The organism is Arthrobacter sp. Soil762 (genome assembly GCF_001428335.1).
Lineage (GTDB): Bacteria > Actinomycetota > Actinomycetes > Actinomycetales > Micrococcaceae > Arthrobacter.
This window is the reverse complement of record NZ_LMSG01000023.1, coordinates 235,077-250,784: the sequence shown is the minus strand read 5'-3', so window position 1 is coordinate 250,784 and position 15,708 is coordinate 235,077. Positions and strand designations below refer to the sequence as shown.

13 protein-coding genes and 1 pseudogene are annotated in these 15,708 nt (G+C 65.6%); 2 read left to right on the top strand and 12 right to left on the bottom strand.

Annotated elements, in window-relative coordinates; all coding sequences use genetic code 11:
• The 9 genes and pseudogenes from ASG77_RS20935 to ASG77_RS20895 form a co-directional block, all read right to left on the bottom strand.
• Positions 1–251: pseudogene (locus ASG77_RS20935) on the bottom strand (sugar phosphate isomerase/epimerase); the annotation flags it as partial.
• A 1-nt stretch (position 252) separates the two neighbouring features.
• Positions 253–1,440 carry a Gfo/Idh/MocA family protein gene (locus tag ASG77_RS20930; protein ID WP_056349628.1) on the bottom strand — a complete coding sequence of 396 codons (1,188 nt, stop codon included), beginning with the start codon at positions 1,438–1,440 and terminating at the stop codon, positions 253–255.
• Positions 1,441–1,457: 17 nt separating this feature from the next.
• Positions 1,458–2,585 (bottom strand): Gfo/Idh/MocA family protein, encoded by a 1,128-nt coding sequence (locus ASG77_RS20925; RefSeq protein WP_056349624.1) that lies wholly within the window; start codon positions 2,583–2,585, stop codon positions 1,458–1,460.
• The gene (locus ASG77_RS20920; RefSeq protein ID WP_056349621.1) at positions 2,582–3,334 is read right to left on the bottom strand and encodes a sugar phosphate isomerase/epimerase family protein; all 753 of its coding nucleotides are present in this window, start codon (positions 3,332–3,334) and stop codon (positions 2,582–2,584) included. The genes ASG77_RS20925 and ASG77_RS20920 overlap by 4 nt, the downstream gene beginning before the upstream one ends.
• Before the next feature lie 60 nt (positions 3,335–3,394).
• Entirely contained in the window at positions 3,395–4,294 is a 900-nt protein-coding gene (locus tag ASG77_RS20915) for a carbohydrate ABC transporter permease (RefSeq protein ID WP_056349618.1), read from the bottom strand.
• A complete protein-coding gene (locus tag ASG77_RS20910; protein WP_056349617.1) occupies positions 4,294–5,256 on the bottom strand; it encodes a carbohydrate ABC transporter permease in 963 nt (320 codons plus the stop codon). The genes ASG77_RS20915 and ASG77_RS20910 overlap by 1 nt, the downstream gene beginning before the upstream one ends.
• Before the next feature lie 13 nt (positions 5,257–5,269).
• Positions 5,270–6,595, bottom strand: a complete 1,326-nt coding sequence (locus tag ASG77_RS20905; protein ID WP_056349614.1) for an ABC transporter substrate-binding protein — start codon at positions 6,593–6,595, stop codon at positions 5,270–5,272.
• Between the two features lie 112 nt (positions 6,596–6,707).
• Complete coding sequence (locus ASG77_RS20900) at positions 6,708–7,508, bottom strand: hypothetical protein (protein WP_056349611.1); 801 nt, start codon at positions 7,506–7,508, stop codon at positions 6,708–6,710.
• The gene (locus ASG77_RS20895; protein WP_056349608.1) at positions 7,505–8,593 is read right to left on the bottom strand and encodes a Gfo/Idh/MocA family protein; all 1,089 of its coding nucleotides are present in this window, start codon (positions 8,591–8,593) and stop codon (positions 7,505–7,507) included. The genes ASG77_RS20900 and ASG77_RS20895 overlap by 4 nt, the downstream gene beginning before the upstream one ends.
• A 191-nt stretch (positions 8,594–8,784) precedes the next feature.
• On the opposite strand from ASG77_RS20895, the gene ASG77_RS20890 reads away from it, so the two are divergent.
• The gene (locus tag ASG77_RS20890) at positions 8,785–10,005 is read left to right on the top strand and encodes an ROK family transcriptional regulator (protein ID WP_056349606.1); all 1,221 of its coding nucleotides are present in this window, start codon (positions 8,785–8,787) and stop codon (positions 10,003–10,005) included.
• Between the two features lie 18 nt (positions 10,006–10,023).
• Here the strand turns inward: ASG77_RS20890 and ASG77_RS20885 are convergent, their stop codons facing one another.
• Entirely contained in the window at positions 10,024–10,986 is a 963-nt protein-coding gene (locus tag ASG77_RS20885) for a D-2-hydroxyacid dehydrogenase family protein (protein WP_056349603.1), read from the bottom strand.
• A 169-nt stretch (positions 10,987–11,155) separates the two neighbouring features.
• Between ASG77_RS20885 and ASG77_RS20880 the strand changes: the two genes are divergently transcribed.
• Complete coding sequence (locus tag ASG77_RS20880) at positions 11,156–12,352, top strand: MFS transporter (RefSeq protein ID WP_056349600.1); 1,197 nt, start codon at positions 11,156–11,158, stop codon at positions 12,350–12,352.
• 264 nt (positions 12,353–12,616) lie between these two features.
• Here ASG77_RS20880 and aceB read toward each other — a convergent pair whose 3' ends face one another.
• Together aceB and aceA are read right to left on the bottom strand one after the other, a co-directional pair.
• Positions 12,617–14,269, bottom strand: coding sequence for a malate synthase A (gene aceB / locus ASG77_RS20875; protein WP_056349597.1), 1,653 nt, complete (start codon positions 14,267–14,269; stop codon positions 12,617–12,619).
• A 91-nt stretch (positions 14,270–14,360) separates the two neighbouring features.
• Complete coding sequence (aceA, locus tag ASG77_RS20870; protein WP_056349594.1) at positions 14,361–15,677, bottom strand: isocitrate lyase; 1,317 nt, start codon at positions 15,675–15,677, stop codon at positions 14,361–14,363.
• Positions 15,678–15,708: the final 31 nt, after the last annotated feature.

Below are 15,708 nucleotides of genomic sequence, written 5' to 3'. Positions count from 1 at the left end.
TCGATGGGGTCATCGCAGACGGCCTGGCCCTTGAGGTGGTTGGAGATGGCCCAGACCTTCAGGTTGTACTTTGCCAGCACGGCGAGTTTGGACTCGACGTATCCGGGTTCGTCCCAGCGCCACGCGTCCAGGTGGTCCCCGGACACCGCGATTTCCAGGCCGTCGTAGCCCCAGCCGGAGGCCAGGCGTGCGACTTCCTCGAAGGGGAGGTCGGCCCACTGGCCGGTGAACAGGGTATAGGGGCGGGGCATGTCAGGCTCCTTCAATGGCGGTGTGGATCTGGATCAGTGAGCTTTTGGAGGCCGCGGATTCCTCGATGGCGGACAGGATGTGCTGGACGTTCAGCCCCTCTTCGAACGACGGCGACGGCGCCTCGCCGGACTGGACTGCCAGCAGGAAGTCGCGGATCTGGTGGGTAAAGGTGTGTTCCCAGCCGATGATGTGGCCCTGGGGCCACCATGCCCCCATGTACGGGTGTTCGGGTTCGTTGACCAAAATCCGGCGGAAGCCCTGCTCCCGGACGGGCACTGTGGCATCCAGGAAACCGAGTTCGTTCAGGTTCTCAAGGTCGAACAGGATGGTGCCCTTGTCGCCGTAGATTTCGAGCTTGAGGGAGTTCTTCTGGCCGGTGGCCACGCGGGAGACTTCCACGGAGGCGATGGCTCCCGAGGCGAGGGTCAGCGTGGCCCAAGCGGCGTCGTCGACGGTTACATCTTCCGGACCGTCCGGCCCGGGGCGGCTGGCCACGAAGGTGTGCAGGCGTCCGGAGACCTCGGTGACCGCATCGCCCAGGAGGTACAGGACCTGGTCGATGGCGTGCGAGGCGATGTCGCCCAAAGCGCCGGATCCGGCGGTTTCCTTGCGGAGGCGCCAGGTCATGGGCGACTCGGCGTCGGAAAGCCAGTCCTGCAGGTACGCGGCACGGACGTGCCGGACCGTGCCGAGGCGGCCCTCGGCGATCAGTTCGCGGGCCAGGGACAGGGCTGGGACGCGGCGGTAGTTGAAGCCGATCATCGACTGCACGCCGCGGGCGCGGGCGGCGGCAGCGGCAACGGTCATGGCCTCGGCCTCGGCGATCGTGTTGGCGAGCGGCTTTTCAACGAGTACGTGCTTGCCTGCTTCCAGCGCCGCGATGGCGATTTCGGCGTGCATCCAGCCCGGTGCGCAGACATCAATGATGTCGATGTCGTCCCGTTCAATGACGGAACGCCAGTCCGTGGCGGTCTCGGCCCAGCCGTACTTGGCTGCGGCCTCGGCCACCTGGGTGGCGTCCCGGCCAACGAGCACCTTCTGCTCGATGGCCGGGACGTCGAAGTAGCTGGCCACATTCCGCCACGCATTCGAGTGGGCCTTCCCCATGAAGGCGTAGCCGATGGCGGCCACACCTAACGGGCGCTGCCGGGAACCCGGGCTCTGGTCAGTGTGTGCGGGGGTGGTCATGTTTTTCGTTTCCTCAGTTACAGGGTTGCGGTTTCAGGTGCCCAGTCCTCGGGGACGGCTGCCGACACGGGTGCGTTGCTGGTGACGTCCACGAAGGAGCCGGACCCCACGGACTCGGCGATCGAGACCATGGTGTCCAGCACGTGGTAGGCGAGGTCGCCGGTGGCGCGGTGCGGGGTGCCGGCGCGGAGGGCGCGGGCCATGTCCAGGACGCCCAGGCCGCGGCCGTTGGCCGGGCCGGTTGCCGGGATGATCTCCGGTTCTTCCGTGCCCGGACGCCACAGCTTGAGCTCGCCGTCGAAGTAGTTCGGGTCTGGCAGCGAGAGCGTGGCCTCGGAGCCGGTGATTTCCACGAAGCCCATGCGCAGGCGCGGCGACTCGAAGGAGAACACGCTGTGCGAGGACTGGCCGCCCTCGAACTGCGCCATCGCGGACACATGCGTGGGGACCTCGACGGCGAACTCCTCGCCGGCCTTGGGCCCGGAGCCGATGACGCGGCTCGCCTTCGCGGCGGAGCCGACGGCGGCCACCTTACGGACCGAGCCGAAGGTCTGGATCAGCGCGGTGAGGTAGTACGGGCCCATGTCGAACAGGGGGCCGGCGCCCCGCTGGAACAGGAACGCGGGGTTCGGGTGCCAGGACTCGGGGCCGGGCGTCTGGAACGTGGTCAGGCCGGTCAACGGGGTGCCGATGTCGCCGCGGTCGATGATCCGGCGGGCGGTCTGCAGGCCCGCACCCAGGAACGTGTCCGGTGCCGTGCCGAGGCGGATGCCCGCGGCGTCAGCGGCCTTGAGCAGGCCGAGTCCGGACTCACGGTCCAGCGAGAACGGCTTCTCCGTCCAGACGTGCTTGCCGGCGTTGACCGCGGCCGTGGCAACCTCGACGTGCGCCGCCGGAATGGTCAGGTTCACGATGATTTCGACGTCGGGGTGGTTCAGTGCAAGCTCCGGCGAACCGAACTCGGGGATGCCGTATTCCTTGGCCCGCGCCTCGGCTGCCTCTTCGAAGAGGTCGGCGATGACCAGGACCTTGAGGTCCGGGAAGGCGGTGAGGTTGTCCAGGTACTGCTTGCTGATGTTGCCGGCGCCGATGACCGCGACGCCGACGGGACCCTTGCGTTCCGAGGGGGAGAATGCGGTGCTCATGCGTGTGCTCCGGCAGATGCGGCGTTGGCGTTGAGGAACGCCAGGCTCTCGGTGATGCCCGCGAAGATGTCGCCGGAGTAGTCGTCGAACTCCACCACGCCGACTTCCAGGGACTTGGCTGCGGCGATGACGTCCAGGACGGGAATGGTTCCCTGGCCGGCGGGCTGCTGGGCCTTGGTGTCGGTGTTGGCCGGACCGTCCTTGATGTGGATGAACTTCGCCCGGTCACCCAGGCGGGCCAGCAGTTCGACGGGATCCTGACCGCCCACGGCAGCCCAGTAGGTGTCCACCTCGAGGACGAGTTCCGGATCCAGCAGACCCTCGAAGTACTCCAGCGCGGTCTGGCCTTCGATCGTGGACTCCAGTTCCCAGGCGTGGTTGTGGTAACCCACGCGGATGCCGTATTCGGCGCCCTTCTTGGCCGCGGCGTTGAGCTTGGCAGCGGTGGCCTGGATGTCCTGGGCGGACTGCCAGTGCTCGGCCGGGAGGTAGGGATCGATCACCGTGGTGATGCCCAGTTCCTTGGCAGCTGCGAAGATCTCATCCTGATCGGAGGAAAGCAGCGGTGCGTGGCCGGAGGGAGCGGTGAGGCCGTTCTCCTTCAAAGCGGCGCCGAGTTCCTTGGCCGTGGCGACGAAGTTGTACGGTTCCACCTGCGTGAAGCCGATCTCGGCAACCTTCCTGATGGTTCCAGGCAGGTCCTCCTGGATGGCGTTCCGGAGGGTGTACAGCTGGATTGAATACGACATGGGGTTCCTTTTCGGGAGTGGGTTTTTTCCGGGATTTCGTGCAGTTGCGCGTCAGTCTAGTTAGCGGCCCGCGAGGGAGCCACCGATTCCGCCAACGCTGAAGTACTTGTTCAGTGCGGCGAAGACGATGATCGGCGGGAGCATCATGACCACGGCCAGCGCCATCACCGAGGTCCAGTCGGTGGCGTTCTGCTGGAAGAAGGACTGCACGCCCATGGGGAGGGTGAAGATCTCGTTGGACCTCAGGAACACGATGGCTACCAGGTAGTCGTTCCAGGCCAGCAGGAAGGCGAAGATGGCCGTCGAGAGGATGCCTGGGAGGCTGTTCCTCAGGACCACCTTGGTGAATGAGCCGAAGACCGAGCAGCCGTCGATCCAGGAGGCCTCTTCGAGGCTGATCGGGATGGAGTCGAAGTAGGCGGCCATCATCCAGGTGGCCACGGTCATGGTGGAGCCGACGTAGATGATGGTGATGCCCAGCAGGTTGTCCACCAGGCCCATGCCCGCGAACAGGATGAACAACGGCACCACCGAGGTGATGATGGGCAAGGACTGCATCACGAAGAGCAGCAGGGAGTAGCCGGAGACGGCTTTGCTCCGGCCGCGGGAAAGCACGTACCCGGCCGGCGCGGCCACTGCTACGGAGACCACCACTGTGGAGAGGGTGGTGACCAGGCTGTTTTGCAGCCAGGTGGCGGCGAGGGTACCGGAGAACACGTTGGCGAGGTTCTCGAAGGTCAGGCCTGTGGCGGTGCTGGTGGGCCCCGGGGTGAAGGCGAGGACCACGGTGACCATGATGGGGACCAGAACGATGGCGGTGATGGCCAGGATGGCGGCGAAGCGCCACCAGCGTCCGCGCATGCCGGCTTCGGAGAGGACGCGGCGGGTTTTGTTGGGGTCCGCGTCGATGAGGCCGAGGGAGGGTCCTGTTTCGGGGTGGGCGTGGAGTACTGCGCTCATTATTCGACGCTCGACTTTCGGATCTGGCGGTACAGGAGAACAGAGATGACCACCAGGGTCATGGTCATGACGAACGCGATGGCGACGCCAGGGCCGGTGGCGAAGTCCTGGAAAACGGTGCGGTACGCCAGGACCACCAGGGAGGTGGTGGCACTGACCGGGCCGCCGCCGGTGAGCAAGTAGATGGTGGGGAAGTCATTGACGCAGAAGATGGTCATGAGGATCCACGAGATGTAGGTGGAGCGTGCGATCAGCGGCAGGGTGATCTGCGTGAACTGCTGCCAGCGGGAGGCGCCGTCCATGCTGGCCGCTTCGTAGACCGTGGTGTCCACGGAAGCCAGGGCGGCGGAGATCATCATCATCATGAACGGGAAGCTGACCCAAACCTTGAAAACCATGACGGTGATTGAAGCGAGGGTGGGGTCGGCCAGGAACAACGGGGTTCCCAGCCCGAAGCTCCGGAACAGGGATGGGATGAGGCTGTCCGGGGTGGCGACCAGCCAGTTCCAGGCGGTGGAGGAGACCACGATGGGCACCACCCAGGGCAGGAGCAGCAGGACCTTGAAGGTGCTGCCGGCGGGAATCTTCGTCCGCAGCAGCAGAGCCAGGCCCAAGCCCACCAGCCACGAGCCAAACACGCCAACAATCGTGAACCACAGGGTGAACTGTGCCGCCTTCCAGAACGCCGGCGAGGACAGGACAGCGGCGAAGTTCTCGCCGCCCACGAAGTTTCCGGTCTGGAGCAGGTCGCCGTCGTGGGTTGCCTGCACCGCAGCGTGGATCAAGGGGTAGCCGTGGATCAGGACAAGCAGGACCACGGACGGGATCAGAAGCCAGAAGAAGGTCCGGGTGGTCTGGGCGCTGAGCTTGCTCTTGCGCTTTCCAGGGGAGGCCCCCGAGCCGCCGGGGGCGAGCCCCCGGCGGGCCCGGGACAGGCCTGATGGTGCGGTAGTTGATGACATGGCAGGTACCGTTCTACTTCTTCAGGACTGATTCGAGGCTGGACTGGAAGGTCTGCAGCGCGCTCTTGGCGTCGGTTGCCTGGCCGGTCAGGATCGACTGGCTGAATTGGTTCAGTGCCTGGCCGCCGTCGAGGGCCGCGAGGTTGGCGTTGAGGGTGTTGCCCTGGGAAGCGAAGGTCTTGGCGATCGGCTGCCAGTCCTTGACGATCTTCACGTTGTTGGGATCGCTTGCGAACTCGGGCAGCTCGGTGATGGACTTGAACACCGGCAGGGCGGACATGAGCTTCTGGCGCCACAGTTCCTTGAGCTGGCCCAGGTAGTAGACCAGGAACTCTTCCGATGCCTCCTGCGAAGGGGTGTTCTTGTACATCATGATGTTGTTCGGGAAGACGATCGTGGCCTTGTCGCCGTGCGGACCGGTGATGGGGTCGGCCACCAGCAGGTCGCCCGAGGTGTCTCCCACGCGCTGCGGAACGTTGACCTGGAACAGGCCGAATCCAGCCTTGCCATCCTTCCATTGCGCGGACATGTTATCCGTGGTGTAGCTGACTGCGGCGGGATCGACGATGCCGTTGGAGACGAGCTCCAGGACGAATTCCATGGCTTCGACGTTGCGATCGTTCAGCAGGTCCAGCTCGCCGTCCTTGTTGAAGACGCCGCCGCCGTTGTTGACCATCATCATGATCATGGAGTGGTTGCCGTAGTTGTTGCCCGAGCCTGCTCCGGTAGCGAAGCCGAACGCGCCAACCTTCTTCAGGGCCTTGCCGGCTTCCAGGAGGGACGGCCAGTCCGTGGGGAGCGACACTCCGGCCTTCTCGAACAGCGACTTCCGGTACCAGAAGACGCGCATGTCCAGCTGCCACGGGACCGAGACATAACCCTTGTCCGACTTGAAGGGATCCAGCACGCCGGGAAGGAAGTCATCGAACTGTCCGTTCGACTTCAGCTTCTCAATGACCTTGTCTGCGTACGCGATCTGGCCCTGCTGCTCAAACTGGAACGCCTGGAAACCGCCGCCCGTGGATACTGCCGGGCCGGTCTTGGACGCGATGGCCGAAGAGAAGGTCTGGTAGAAGTTGTTCCACTGGATGATCTGGTAGTTGGCCTTGCTGTTGTTCGCGCCGGAGAAGCCCTCAGCGATCTTCTTGGCGGCATCGTTGTAGGCCGGCGTTGCCCACGGCATGTCCCAGAACTTGATGGTTCCGGCCGCACCGCCCCCGCCCTGGGCCGCGGAACCGCCGCCGCAGGCGGCCAGGAGCGGCACCGAAGCAGCGGCTGCTGTCAGGCCAAGGAAACCGCGGCGGGAAAAGGCTTTGCTGGCTGCGGGCTGAACATTCATGGTGATTCCTTTCGGGACCGGCGACGCTGAGTCTGCGTCGTGAGCCGGCCCAGCTCAACGTTGAGTAGGGCAAATGCAGTGAATGACTGGTGGTGCTCGTTGTGGGGACGGGTCAGGAAAGGGTGGACATGGATTCGGTGAGCACAGCGAAGCGGTGCAGATCGGAGGGAATGGTGCCGGCGTAGAGGTGTTCCTTGAGCCGGCGCCACGTGGCGCGGTGGGCGGATTCATACAGGGTGGGCAGCAGGACCTCGCCCTGGGGCCCGGTGGCCTTGACCGTTGCCGGCCAGGCAGCAATCGGTTCGGGGACCGCAACACTGGCGCCGCCGTCGTCGGTCAACAAGCTGAGGTCCAAGCCCGCTGGGCGGGCGTCGGAAAGGATGCCCTGCAAGGTGGCGGGCGCGCCGTTGGCGAGCCGCGCGGACACCGCGTAACCGTGCGGTCCGCTGCGCAGAAGACGGAGGTTTTCCAGAGGCCCGGTGACACGCACGACGGCGGCAAGATGGTCCGCGAGCAGCTCGCCGGCGTCGGTGCCTGCCCGGGCGGTGGCGACGCTGTCCAGCATGGCTGCCCGGCCCATCGTGGAACGGACGGCTTCCTGGTCCCCGGAAAGTGCCGGGTTGGACGCCCAACGCTGGTCGAGGACCACGACGGTACCGGCGGTTTCCGCGGCTGCCGACAGGGCATCCGTTGCTTCCGGAGCGGGGTTCACCACCACGATGCCGAGGGCCCCGCCGTCGACGGCTTGGGCAGCTTCCAGAGTCCAGCCGGGCCGGCCGTTGATGACCAGGACATCCGCCGCTGTTGCGGCGTCTGCGGGGCCGAACGATTCGGGAAGTGACGCCACGGCCAGGGCTACCGCGCCGGCTTCCCGGGCTTCCGGTGTGGCGCGGACAGTGTAGGCGGGGCTCATGCGTGGACTCCTTCGCGTGCGGGCTCTGCGGCCTGCTGGGCATCGACGCTTGCCGCCGTGGCATCTGCGATGTCCAAGGCGAATGTCAGGTCGTCGATGAGTGTCTGCGCGGACGGCGGCTGCTTGGTTCCGGAGGCGAGGGCGGCAAGTTCACGCCATTCGCCCTCGTAGCCGTTGTGGTCGAAGGGGCCATGGATAGTGGTTTTGCTGTCGCGGGTGAAGGTGGCGACGGCTGATCCGGCCTGGACGTAGGACGGCGTGAAGTCGATCCGGAGCGCGGCGTCGTCGGAGATGGCCTCGAACGCCCATTCCGGTTTCCACGTGTTGTTCATGGCCGCGCGCAGTTCTATGGATCGTGTGGGGGTGCGGAGCGAAATTACGTAACCGAAGGGACGGACATGGCGTGCCTCAAGGATCTCGATTGCGTCGAAGTCCGGGGTGAAGGCGCGCACCAAGGGGAGATCGTGGATGGCCAGGCCCATGATGCCGCCGCGGAGTGCGCCCTTGATGACCTCTATATCCGAGTAGTCCGGTGCCCCGCCTGCTGGTCGGGTGATGATCTCTGTTGCGAAGTCCTCGAACCTGGCGTTGGGCGGGAGGACGATCGAGGAGCGGATGGTGTGGGCCGTTGCCGGGAGGTCGCCCCAGTTTTCCGTGGCTGCAAGCCAGCCCGGATCGAACGTATGCATGGCGCCGACGATGATCGGCACGCCGGTTTCCTGGCTGACGGCGGAGATTTGCGCGGCTTCCTCGGCGTTCATGGCGAACGGCTTCTCGCAGAGGACTGCCTTCTTGCCAGCCCGGCAGGCCGCGATGACCTGCTCGGCGTGGAACTGATGCGGGCTGCAGATGGCGACGATGTCGACGTCGGGATCGCCGAGAAGGGCGCCGATGCTGGTGCTGTGGGTGGCACCAACGCGGGCAGCCACTGAGGCTGCGACGTTGGGGTCCACATCCATGATGTGGCGGACAGTGAGGAGGTCGCCGAGTCGGGCGAGCGATGGCAAGTGGATGGCCTGGGTGACCGGGCCGGCGCCGAGGATACCGACACCCAGCGGGTGTGATCCTGCTGATTGGCTGGACAAGTTCTTTTACCTCTTCGTAAGCGGACCTTGGCGAAGGACTTCGATGCCGGTGAATCTTCGCATCGAGGGGCTTGATGTGCTGCTCCTCACAACTTAGGAGGACTTTTGCCGATCGTCAAGCAAAAGTTGAGAAGTTTTCGACAAACTTCTGCTTCGTGACACGCATAAGCAATCGTGGTATCACTGGAAGCATGACTTCAGCACCCGGAAATGACGCGGGAAAGGACACCTCCGCCCAGGAGGCCGGCAGTCTTTCCCGTGCCGGCGATCTCTTCCAGCTGCTTCGGGACGGCAAGGCACGCACCCGCGCGGAACTCGCGTTGAGTACGGGGCTTGCCCGTTCCACCGTGGCGTCGCGGATCGACGCCCTGATCCATTCAGGACTCGTGGGCCCGGCGGGGGAGGCGAACTCCAGTGGCGGCAGGCCGCCGTCGCGCTTTGCCTTCAACCCGGCGGCACGTGCCGTTCTGGCCGTCGACGTCGGTGCCACCCACGTGATTGTTGCCGTCACTGACCTGGGCGGCAACGTCCTGGCCGAACAGCGGCTCGCCCAGGACGTTGCCGACGGCCCCGAAGCTGTCCTTCACCGCGTGGTGGAAGAAGGCCGTTCCCTGCTCGGCAAGGCCGGACGGGACCCGCGCGATCTCGCCGGCATCGGGATCGGACTCCCGGGCCCGGTGGAACATGCCACCGGACGGCCGGTCAAACCGCCCATCATGCCCGGCTGGGACGGGTTCGACGTGGTCCGCTACGTGCAGCGCTCGCTGCCGGTGCCGGTGCTGGTGGACAACGACGTCAACATTATGGCCCTAGGAGAACGGACCGCCCACTGGCCGGATGAGGACAACTTCCTGCTGATCAAGGTGGCCACCGGTATCGGCTCCGGCATTATCAGCAGCGGCCAACTTCAGCGCGGAGCCAACGGAACAGCCGGCGACCTGGGCCACGTGCGCGTTCCGCGTGGTGACGAAGTATTGTGCCGGTGCGGCAATTATGGCTGCCTTGAGGCGCTGGCATCGGGGCCGGCCGTGGCCGCGGACCTTAGCAGGCAGGGTGTGCCTGCAGCCAAGGGCAGCGACGTGCTGCGCCTGGTGGGCGAAGGCAACTTGCAGGCGATCCAGGCGCTGCGCCAGGCTGGCCGGGATGTGGGCGACGTGCTGGCCACCGTGGTGAACCTGCTCAACCCGTCAGTCATTGTCATCGGCGGAAGCCTTGGCCAGGCAGGGGAACACCTAATGGCCGGCGTCCGCGAAGTGGTCTACCGGCGGTCCTTGCCGCTGGCAACCAGCCACCTGCGGATCGCCCTGTCCGTGGCCGGGGACCAGGCAGCGATTCTTGGTGCCAGCCAGATGGTCACGCAGTACGTGTTGTCGCCTGCAGCGGTTGAGGCAACGCTCCAGGCGGCCGGCTAGCCGGCTTTTCGGCAGAGATTACCCTGCCGCAATCACGCGGACCGGCGTTCCCTCCAGCCAGGCCTTGACGTCCTCGAACGAGCCACCGTAGAACTGCCTGTAGCTCTCGGCCGTCACGTAGCCGAGGTGCGGGGACAGCACAGTGTTGGGGGCGCTGAGCAGAGGGTGGCCCGCGGGAAGTGGTTCCTGGTCAAAAACGTCCAGGGCCGCACCCCGGATCCAGCCCTCGTTCAAAGCCCGCACCAGCGAATCCTGGTTCACCAGCGGACCCCGCGAGGTGTTCACCAGGATGCCTTCGGGCCCCAGGAGCCGCAGTTCCTGCTCGCCCACGATGTCCTCGGAACGGGGAGACAGCCGCAGGTGCAGGGACACGACGTCGGAATTCTCGAAAAGGTCCTCCTTGCTCACCTTCTGGACCCCGGCTTCGGCGGCGGCCTCCGCAGTGAGATTCTGGCTCCAAGCGAGCACGTCCATGCCGAACGCCTGCCCGTACGCCGCGATCCGCCGCCCGATCTTGCCCAGGCCCACGATGCCCAGGGTCTTGCCGGACAGTTCCATCCCCACCGAGGTCTGCCACGTGCCGGCCCGCAGCGAGTTCTCCTCGGCTGGCAGGTTGCGGGCGATCGCGAGGAGCAGAGCCCAGGTCAGTTCGGGCGCGGCAGTGGGGGACCCTGGCGTGCCGCACACGGTGATGCCGAGATCCGCCGCGGCGGCCACATCGATGGCGGCGTTGGCCATGCCGGTGGTCACCAGCAGTTTCAGCCCCGGGAGCCGTTCCAGCACGGTGCGGGGGAACGGGGTCCGCTCACGCATCGCAATGACGATCTGGTAGCCGGCGAGGGCTGCCGCCAGGGCGTCCTCGGACTGGAAGGGCTCGCGGAAGACGGACGTTGAAACGCCGGCGTGTTCCAGGGAGGACCAGTCGGCGAAGCCGTGCGCCACGCCCTGGTAGTCATCGAGGATGGCAAGCCGTTGCTGCATGTGAAGTTCCTTCGTCCGAGGGTGCGGCTTAACATCCCGCACGTTGGGGCCGGCTGGTGTGAGCTTCATCGTATGCCAGGGCGCCATGACGCTGACTGAGGCGTCCGGCGCAATACGGCGTGATAGCAATGGAAGTGATGAAATCTTATTTAGCCGCCACGGAACCCTCATGAGTGGACAGTTCCTGGCCAAAGTTCCGAAGGGCTGGATCCTCCTCGCCTGCATCGGACTGTTGGCGCTGAACCTGCGCGGGCCCTTCGTTGCTGTTGCCCCGGTGGTTGACCTGATGCAGGCCGACCTCGGATTTACCCCCGTGATGTTGGGCCTGCTGACCAGCATCCCGGTGCTGTGCTTCGCTCTCGCCGCATCGCTGGCGTCACTGACCACAAGGAAACTCGGCGCGGAGTTCGCCGTCTCCCTCACCATCCTTGGCGTCCTGGCAGGCGTGATTGTGCGCTCGGCGGGCGGCCCGGGACCGGTGGTGGTGGGCACGGTGATGATCGGCCTGGCCATCACGGTGGGCAACATCGCGGTGCCGTTGATTATCCGCCGCGACTTCGCCCCGATGCGCCAAGGGACCGCCATGGGTGTCTACACCGCGGCTCTGAATATCGGGTCATTCCTGACGTCGATGGTCACGGCACCCCTGGCCGAGCTGGCCGGTTGGCGTGTGGCACTCGCCGCCGTGGGCATCCTGGCCGTGATTGCCATCGTGTTCTGGACACTCGCCGTGGGCGCCCGCACCGCGTTTGTGCCCTCCCGCACCGTGGTGGCCGGCGGGCAGGAGCACCCGGCCGTCAAGGGTTCCGGCTGGATTACCGCCGGGCTCACCGCAGGCTTCGCCGGGCAGGCTTTTTCCTACTATGCAGTGACGGCGTGGCTTCCGAGCTACCTCAACGACGAGCTCGGAATGTCCGCCTCGGCGGCCGGTGCAGGCTCATCGCTGTTCCAGATCTTCGCCATTGTTGGCGGCCTGGGAGTGCCATTCGCGGCCAAGTATTTCAGTACGACGACGACGGCAGTCACCGTGGGCGTGCTCTGGACGGCCGTGCCGGCCGGGCTGCTGCTGGCGCCGGAGCTGTGGTGGCTGTGGTCCACCTTTGGCGGCATCGCGCAGGGCGGCGGGATCACGCTGATCTTCATCGCGATCATCAAACTGGCCCGGGACCAGGTGTCCGCGGGCCGGATGTCCGCCACGGTCCAGGGGCTCGGTTACTGCTTCGGGGCGGTGGCCCCGCCGCTGGTGGGCTTCGTGCACGACGCCTCGGGTTCCTGGACCCCGGCGCTGCTGGTGATCCTGGGCTCGGTGTTGATGTTCTTCGTCTGCACAACCCTGGCCGTGCGGCTGGTGCCGAAAGGACGCTGACGCGTCCCGCCGTCGTACGTTCTCTTCTCCCCCTGCATGACTTACCGACGCTCTCTCACTTAACGCAGCTTAACGACCGACGCTCTCTCACTATCTTGAGGATAGTGAGAGAGCGTCCCGGGATTTCTCGCATTAAGTGAGAGAGCGTCCGCGGGTCACACGGGGTGTTCCGTCGCCGGGCCGGCGCCCCGGATCTCGGGGGTGCCTGTTGCGAAGGGCATGCCTGCCCGGCGGACGGAAATCTATTCAGTAGCCTGCCGCAGCCTAGGCCGCGGAGAGCTCCTCTTTGGTTGCCTTTTCGCGGGCCTCGGTGAGGTAGCGGGCGTAGGCGGGGAGGGTCAGGAAGGACGGGAAGTCCTGGCTGAGCGTGACTTCCTCGAAGATGTCGCGGGAGTCTTCGAAGCGGTCGCCGTCGAAGCGTTCCAGGCGTGCGAACTCTTCGTCGAGCAGCTCCTCGATCCACTGGTGGGTGATGATTTCGCCGCGGTCGGTGATGGCGGACGCGAACATCCACTGCCAGATCTGGGACCGGGAGATTTCCGCGGTGGCGGCGTCTTCCATCAGGTTGTGGATGGCGACGGCGCCGTTCCCGCGGAGCCAGGACTCGATGTAGCGGATGCCTACCTCGATGTTGTTCCGGATGCCCTGCTCGGTGATGGTGCCTGTCGTGGCGGCCACGTTGATGAGGGCGCGGTCATCGGGGATGACGTCCTCACGGGTGCGGTCCAGCTGGTTGGGGCGTTCGCCGAGGGTGGCATCGAACACTTCGCGGCAGACCGGCACGAGGTCCGGGTGGGCCACCCAGGAGCCGTCGAAGCCGTCGTTGGCCTCGCGGGTCTTGTCGGCACGGACCTTCTCGAATGCGTTGGTGTTGGCGGCTTCGTCCTTGCGGTTGGGGACGGCTGCGGCCATTCCGCCGATGGCCATGGCGCCGCGCTTGTGGCAGGCACGGACCAGCTGTTCGGTGTAGGCGCGCATGAACGGCTGGGTCATGGTCACCTGGGCGCGGTCCGGCAGGACGAACCGGGGGCCGCGGGTACGGAAGTTCTTGATCAGGGAGAAGATGTAGTCCCAGCGGCCGGCGTTCAGGCCCGACGCGTGATCACGCAGTTCGTAGAGGATCTCCTCCATTTCGAACGCCGCGGTGATGGTCTCGATCAGCACGGTGGCGCGGATGGTGCCCTGCGGGATGCCCAGCAGGTCCTGGGCGAGGATGAAGATGTCATTCCACAGCCGTGCCTCGAGGTGGTTCTCGATCTTGGGCAGGTAGAAGTACGGGCCCTTGCCCTGGGCCAGGAGGCGCCGGGCGTTGTGGAAGAAGAACAGGCCGAAGTCCACGATGCCGCCGGCCACGGGAGCGCCGTCGATGATCATGTGCTTCTCGGGCAGGTGCCAGCCGCGGGGGCGCACCACGATGGTGGGCAGCTCGCCGGCGGGGCGGAGCTTGTATTCCTTGCCTTCGGGGCTCGTGTAGTCGATGCGTCGTTCGAGGGCGTCGGTGAGGTTGAGCTGGCCCTTGATGACGTTCCGCCATGTGGGGGTGGAGGAGTCCTCCATGTCAGCGAGCCACACCTTCGCGCCGGAGTTCAGCGCGTTGATGGTCATCTTCTTGTCCACCGGTCCGGTGATCTCCACCCGGCGGTCCTCCAGGCCCGGGGCCGGGGGAGCGACGCGCCACGACGGGTCGTTGCGGATGTCCTCGGTTTCGCGGAGGAAACTGGGGTCCTGGCCGGCGGCGATCTCGGCCCGGCGGGTCCGGCGTGCCTGCAGCAGTTCCTGCCGGCGCTCGGCCGTGGCCCGGTGCAGCTTAGCGACAAACTCCAGTGCATCCGGAGTAAGAACCTCGTCCTGCCGGCAGACAGGCTGCGCGGTCAAAGTGATCCCGTTGATGGTGAAGCTGTCAGTGAAGGTGTTCATTTCGGTCTCCTGGTGCAGGCCCAGCTGGGTAGCGGTAAGTGTCGTTTTGATCCTCCAAAACGACACTTACTGCTACTTACTTGGGGAAAATTTAGTGGAACTGGCCTTCTTCGGTGGATCCCACCAGTGCCAGGGTTGATGCGTTCGGGTTGAGCGCAGTTGCGATGTCGTCGAAGTAGCCGGTGCCGACTTCGCGCTGGTGCTTGGTCGCGGTGTAGCCGCGGGACTCGGAGGCGAATTCCTTCTCCTGCAGCTCGACGTAGGCGCTCATGCCTTCACGGGCGTAACCGTGGGCGAGATCGAACATCGAGTAGTTCAGGGCGTGGAAGCCGGCCAGGGTGATGAACTGGAACGTAAAGCCCATGGCGCCGAGTTCACGCTGGAACTTGGCGATCGTGGCGTCGTCCAGGTGCTTGCGCCAGTTGAACGACGGCGAGCAGTTGTAGGAGAGCATCTGGTCCGGGAAGTCAGCCTTGACGGCCTCGGCGAACTTGCGGGCAAGCTCGAGGTCCGGGGTGCCTGTCTCCATCCAGATGAGGTCGGAGTACGGGGCGTAGGCCTTGGCGCGGGCGATGCAGGGTTCGATGCCGTTGCGGACCTTGTAGAAGCCTTCCGGGGTGCGTTCGCCGGTGACGAATTCCTTGTCGCGGGGATCGACGTCGGAGGTGATCAGGGTGGCGGCCTCGGCGTCGGTGCGGGCGATGACCACGGAGGGGGTGCCGGCGACGTCGGCGGCCAGCCGGGCCGCGTTCAGCGTCCGGACGTGCTGCTGAGTGGGGATGAGGACCTTGCCGCCGAGGTGGCCGCACTTCTTCTCCGAGGCGAGCTGGTCTTCCCAGTGCACACCTGCCGCGCCGGCCTGGATCATGGATTTCATGAGTTCGTAGGCGTTCAGCGGGCCACCGAAGCCAGCCTCGGCGTCGGCAACGATCGGCACCATCCAGTCCTCAACGGTCTGGATGCCTTCGGAGAATTCAATCTGGTCGGCGCGGAGCAGTGCGTTGTTGATGCGGCGGACCACGGTGGGGACCGAGTTGGCCGGGTACAGCGACTGGTCCGGGTAGGTGTGGCCGGAGTTGTTGGCGTCGGCAGCAACCTGCCAGCCGGAGAGGTAGATGGCACGGAGGCCGGCCTTGACCTGCTGCACTGCCTGGTTGCCGGTCAGGGCGCCCAGGGCGTTGGTGTACCCGCCGGTCTTGTGCTCTTCGGTGAGCTGCTTCCACAGTTTCTCGGAGCCGCGGCGGGCCAGCGTGTGCTCTTCGGAGACGCGGCCGCGGAGCTTGACGACGTCCGTTGCCTTGTAGTCACGGGTCACACCTTCCCAGCGGGGGTTGGCGGCCCACTCAAGCTCCAGGGCGGCGGCCTGCTCTTCGGGCGTCTGCTGGGTGGGCTCAAATGCTGCAGTCATCGTTGTCTCCTTGATTGAGCTCCGGGTGATT